This is a genomic window from Mycobacterium sp. 1482292.6, from assembly GCF_001672995.1.
In the GTDB taxonomy this organism is placed as follows: Bacteria; Actinomycetota; Actinomycetes; order Mycobacteriales; family Mycobacteriaceae; genus Mycobacterium; species Mycobacterium europaeum_A.
Genome location: NZ_LZKV01000108.1, coordinates 1 through 4721, shown reverse-complemented (window position 1 = coordinate 4721; position 4721 = coordinate 1). Strand labels below are relative to the sequence as shown.

Here is a 4721-nt window from a genome sequence, read left to right as displayed (position 1 = left end):
CTGGGGGAGGTGCGTAGCGCGTTAGCTGGTGTGGCGGGGGTGGAGCAGGCGGTCGTCGTCGCTCGTGAGGATCCACCTGGTGATAAGCGGCTGGTGGGTTATGTCACGGAATCCCGTTCGGGGGCAGTCGATCCCAGCGAGGTGCGTGCTCGGCTGGGTGAGTTGTTGCCGGCCTATATGGTGCCGGCTGCGATCGTGGTCCTCGACGCCATGCCGCTGACCGTCAACGGCAAACTCGACCAGCACGCCCTACCGACCCCGCAGTATCGCGGCCGTGACCCCTACCGCGCTCCGGCGACCGCGCTGGAGGAGATCCTGGCTGCTGTCTATGCGGGGGTGCTGGGTGTCGAGCGGGTCGGGGTCGACGATTCGTTCTTCGAGCTCGGCGGGGACAGTATCTTGTCGATGCAGGTGGTGTCCCGTGCGCGAACTGCTGGGGTGTTGTGTCGGCCACGGGATGTCGTTGTCGAGCAGACGGTAGCCCGACTGGCTCGGGTGGCGATCTTCACCGACGGGGAGGTCGCCGTCGCCGACGAGGGTATCGGCCCCGTCATGGCGACCCCGATCATGGGCTGGTTGCGCGACGTCGCGGGCCCGGTCGATTTGTTCAACCAGACCGTCGTGGTGCGGGCCCCGGTCGGCGTGACAGAGGCCGACGTGGTGGCGCTGCTGCAGGCGCTGCTGGATCGGCACGCGATGTTACGGTTGCGGGTCGACGACGATGGCGCCGGTGGCTGGTCGCTGACGGTGCCCGAGGCCGGATCGCTGCGGGCGCAGGACTGCCTGCAGCAGGTGGACGCGCTGTCCGATGAGGCCCTGATGACGGCGCGGTCCCGGCTGAACCCCGCGTCCGGGATCATGCTCAGCGCTTTGTGGGTGCCTCGCCCGCAGCAGTTGGTTTTGATCGCCCACCATTTGGTCGTAGATGGCGTCTCCTGGCGAATCATCTTGGAGGACATCAACATTGCCTGGGGCCAGTGTCGAGCTGGGCAGGGCATCGTGCTTCCGTCGGGTGGGACGTCGTTTTCCACCTGGACAGCACTGCTGCACGAACACGCCCACAACGCAGCGGTGGCGAAATTTGTCGACGCATGGCGTCAGGTCTCAACGACGCCCGCGACGTTAGCGGCCGCGCGACCGGAGGTGGACACCTATGCCACGGCGGGGCGGTTGTCCGCGGTCTTGGATGTCGAAACGACCCAGCAGCTGATCGCTGAGGTACCTGCGGCGTTTCACGCTGGGGTGCAGGACATCCTGTTGATTGCGTTCGGGTTGGCCTGCAACGAGTTTCTCGGCGCCGCCGGGGCGCCGATCGGCATCGACGTCGAGAGCCACGGCCGCCACGAAGAGCTGGCCGCCCATGTCGATCTATCGCGCACGGTGGGATGGTTCACCACCAAGTACCCGATATCGCTGGTCGCCGGGGAGCTGTCCTGGCCGCAGGTAGTCGCCGGTGATGCCGCGTTGGGACCGGTGATCAAGGACGCCAAGGAACAGCTGCGTGCCTTGCCTGATCGCTTGACCTATGGCCTGCTGCGCTACCTGAACCCCGACGTGGACCTGAAGGGCGTCGACCCGGCGATCGGATTCAACTATCTGGGTCGCCTCGGCGCAGAGACCGGCGAGTTCTCCGGCGAACTCTGGCGTGTCGACCAAGACAGTTTGTGGGTGACGAGCATGGCCTCGGCCATACCAATGCCGTTGGCGCACACCGTTGAACTCAACGCCGCCACGGTGAACACCCCTTCCGGACCGCGAATCCAGTCCAACTGGACGTGGGCGACAACGGTTCTCGACCGCGAACAGATAGACCGGCTGAATCGATTGTGGTTCGAGGCGCTAGCGGGCATCTCCCGACATGTCCGCGCCGGCGGAGGAGGGCTGACACCCTCCGACATCGTGCCGGCCCGACTCAGCCAGCGACAGATCGACGAGCTACAACAGGGATACCGGATCGCCGACGTGCTGCCCCTCACGCCGCTGCAGCAGGGACTGTTGTTCCATGCCACCCTCGCATGCGACTCGAGCGACGACATCTATGCGGTGCAGCTGGAAACCGTCCTGTCTGGCCCCTTGGAACCGACCCGGCTGCGCGATTCGCTGCACAACATAGTCAAACGACATCCCCACCTCTGCGCCGAATTCTGCACCCGCTTTAGCGAGCCGGTGCAGATCATCGCTACCGATCCCGAAATCACCTGGCAATATGTGGACCTCGAGGGCAGCACCGACGTCGAGGGAGGGATCAAGCGTGTGTGCGCCGCTGAGCGCGCCGCGGTCAGCGACCTCACCGGGGGATCCCCTTTCCGGGCCGCGCTGATCCGCACCACAACAGACCAGCATCGGTTGGTATTGACCAATCACCACATCGTGCTGGATGGCTGGTCGCTGCCGATCCTTCTGCGGGAGATCTTGGCCTGCTATCAGGGGCACCGGTTGCCCGAGCCAGCACCGTATCGCAGGCTAATCAGCTGGCTTGCCGGCCAGGACCATGGCGCGGCCAAATCGACATGGATCAAGGCGCTCAACGGGTTTGAGAGTCCCACCCTGGTAGCCCCGGCAAGAACCCTGACCCTCGGGCGCCGAGGTGTCGAATCGTTACGAATCTCAACCGAAACCACCGGGGCCCTCCGTGACCTGGCACGCTCGAGGCATACCACCCTCAGCACCGTGCTGCACGCCGCGTGGGCCCAGATGCTCGTCCTGTTCACCGGTCAGCACGACGTCGCCTTCGGCACCGTGACGTCGGGGCGGACCGTCGATGTGCAGGGCGTCGAATCGATGGTCGGTTTGCTAATCAACACCACACCCGTGCGCGCGCGTATCGCGGCCGCAACTACCGTCGCCGACCTCCTGGACCAACTCCAGACCTTTCACAACGACACCGCCGAACACCAGCACTTGGCACTCAGCGACCTCCAGCAGATCGCCGGCGTCACGGCGCTTTTCGACACCCTGTTCGTCTACGAGAACTATCCCATCGACACCGCCGGAGTGCTCGACGCAGGCGGTATCACCATCACCGAGATCACCAGTCGCGAATACAACCACTACCCGTTGACCGTGCAGGTGATCCCCGGTCGCGAACTGGGCATCCGAGTCGAATACGACACCGACGTGATCCACGCGGCCACCATCGACGCACTGATCAATCACCTACCGCGATTGCTGGCGGCCATGGCCGCCGGCTGCGACCAACGACTGTCGTCAATTGACATCGTCGGTCCGGTTGAGCGTGCGGTGCTGGACGGCTCGAGTAATCGGTCGGTCTTGACCGCGCCCGCGCCGAGGGCGGTGTCAATCCCAGCGGCATTCGCCGCCCAGGTTGCGCAGGCCCCACAAGCCGTGGCGGTCACTTTCGAACACCGCAACATGAGTTACCGAGACCTCGATGACGCGTCGAACCGGTTGGCGCACTTGCTGGTTAGACACGGAGCCCGCACCGGTGAACGGGTTGCCCTACTGATCCCCCACGCGGCCGAGTCTGTGACGGCGATCCTAGCGGTGCTCAAGACGGGGGCAGCGTACGTGCCGATCGACCCCGCCCATCCCGACACCCGGATCGGTTTCATGCTCACCGATGCCGACCCAGTCGCCGTCCTGGCCGGTGCGGGATTGGCCGGCCGGCTGGACCCGTACGACGTGGTGGTGATCGACCTCGCTGATTCCGCTGCCGATTCCCAACCCGCCACCGCGCTGCCGGCCCCGGCGCCACAGGATATCGCCTATCTGATCTACACCTCGGGCACCACCGGTGTCCCCAAAGGGGTTGCGGTGACCCATCACAACGTCACCCGGCTGCTGGCCGCGCTGGATCCCGCACTGCCGCCGGGGCCCGGCTCGGTGTGGTCACAATGGCATTCGCTGGCGTTCGACGTCTCGGTGTGGGAGATCTGGGGCGCCTTACTGCGTGGCGGTCGGCTGGTGGTCGTGCCTGACCCGGTGGTGCGTTCGCCACAGGATCTACATGCCTTGCTGGTCAGCGAACAGGTCAGCGTTCTGAGCCAGACGCCGTCGGCGTTCTATGCACTGCAAACCGCCGACACTCTCGAGCCCGAGCTGGGAGAGCGGCTAAGACTGCAGACGGTGGTGTTCGGTGGGGAAGCGCTTGAACCGCAACGTCTTCGGCCGTGGCTGGGCAGCCACCCACGGCTGCCACGACTGGTCAACATGTACGGCACCACCGAAACCACGGTGCACGCTTCATACCGAGAGATCGGGGCCGGTGACCTCGAGAGCATTGTCAGTCCCATCGGGGTGCCGTTGGATCACCTGGCGTTCTTTGTGCTGGACCAGTGGTTGCGTGCGGTGCCGGTGGGGGTGGTTGGTGAGTTGTATGTGGCCGGTGCTGGTGTGGGGGTGGGGTATTGGCGGCGTGCGTCGTTGACGGGGTCGCGGTTTGTGGCGTGTCCGTTCGGGGGGCCGGGTGCGCGGATGTATCGCACCGGGGATTTGGTGTGCTGGACACCCGATGGGCAGTTGCGCTATGTGGGCCGCGCGGATGAGCAGGTCAAGATTCGCGGCTACCGCATTGAGCTGGGGGAGGTGCGTAGCGCGTTAGCTGGTGTGGCGGGGGTGGAGCAGGCGGTCGTCGTCGCCCGTGAGGATCCACCCGGTGATAAGCGGCTGATCGGATACGTCACTGAATCATCAGTGGGTGCTGTGGATCCCGGCAGTGCTCGTGCTCGGCTGGGTGAGCTGTTGCCGGCCTATATGGTGCC

Annotated in this window: 1 protein-coding gene; it reads left to right on the top strand. The window is 65.2% G+C overall.

All coding sequences use genetic code 11. From position 1 onward, the window contains the following. Nucleotides 1–4721, top strand: a 4721-nt coding sequence (locus tag A5624_RS11375) for a non-ribosomal peptide synthetase (RefSeq protein ID WP_156748980.1), incomplete at both ends; no start/stop codon positions are given.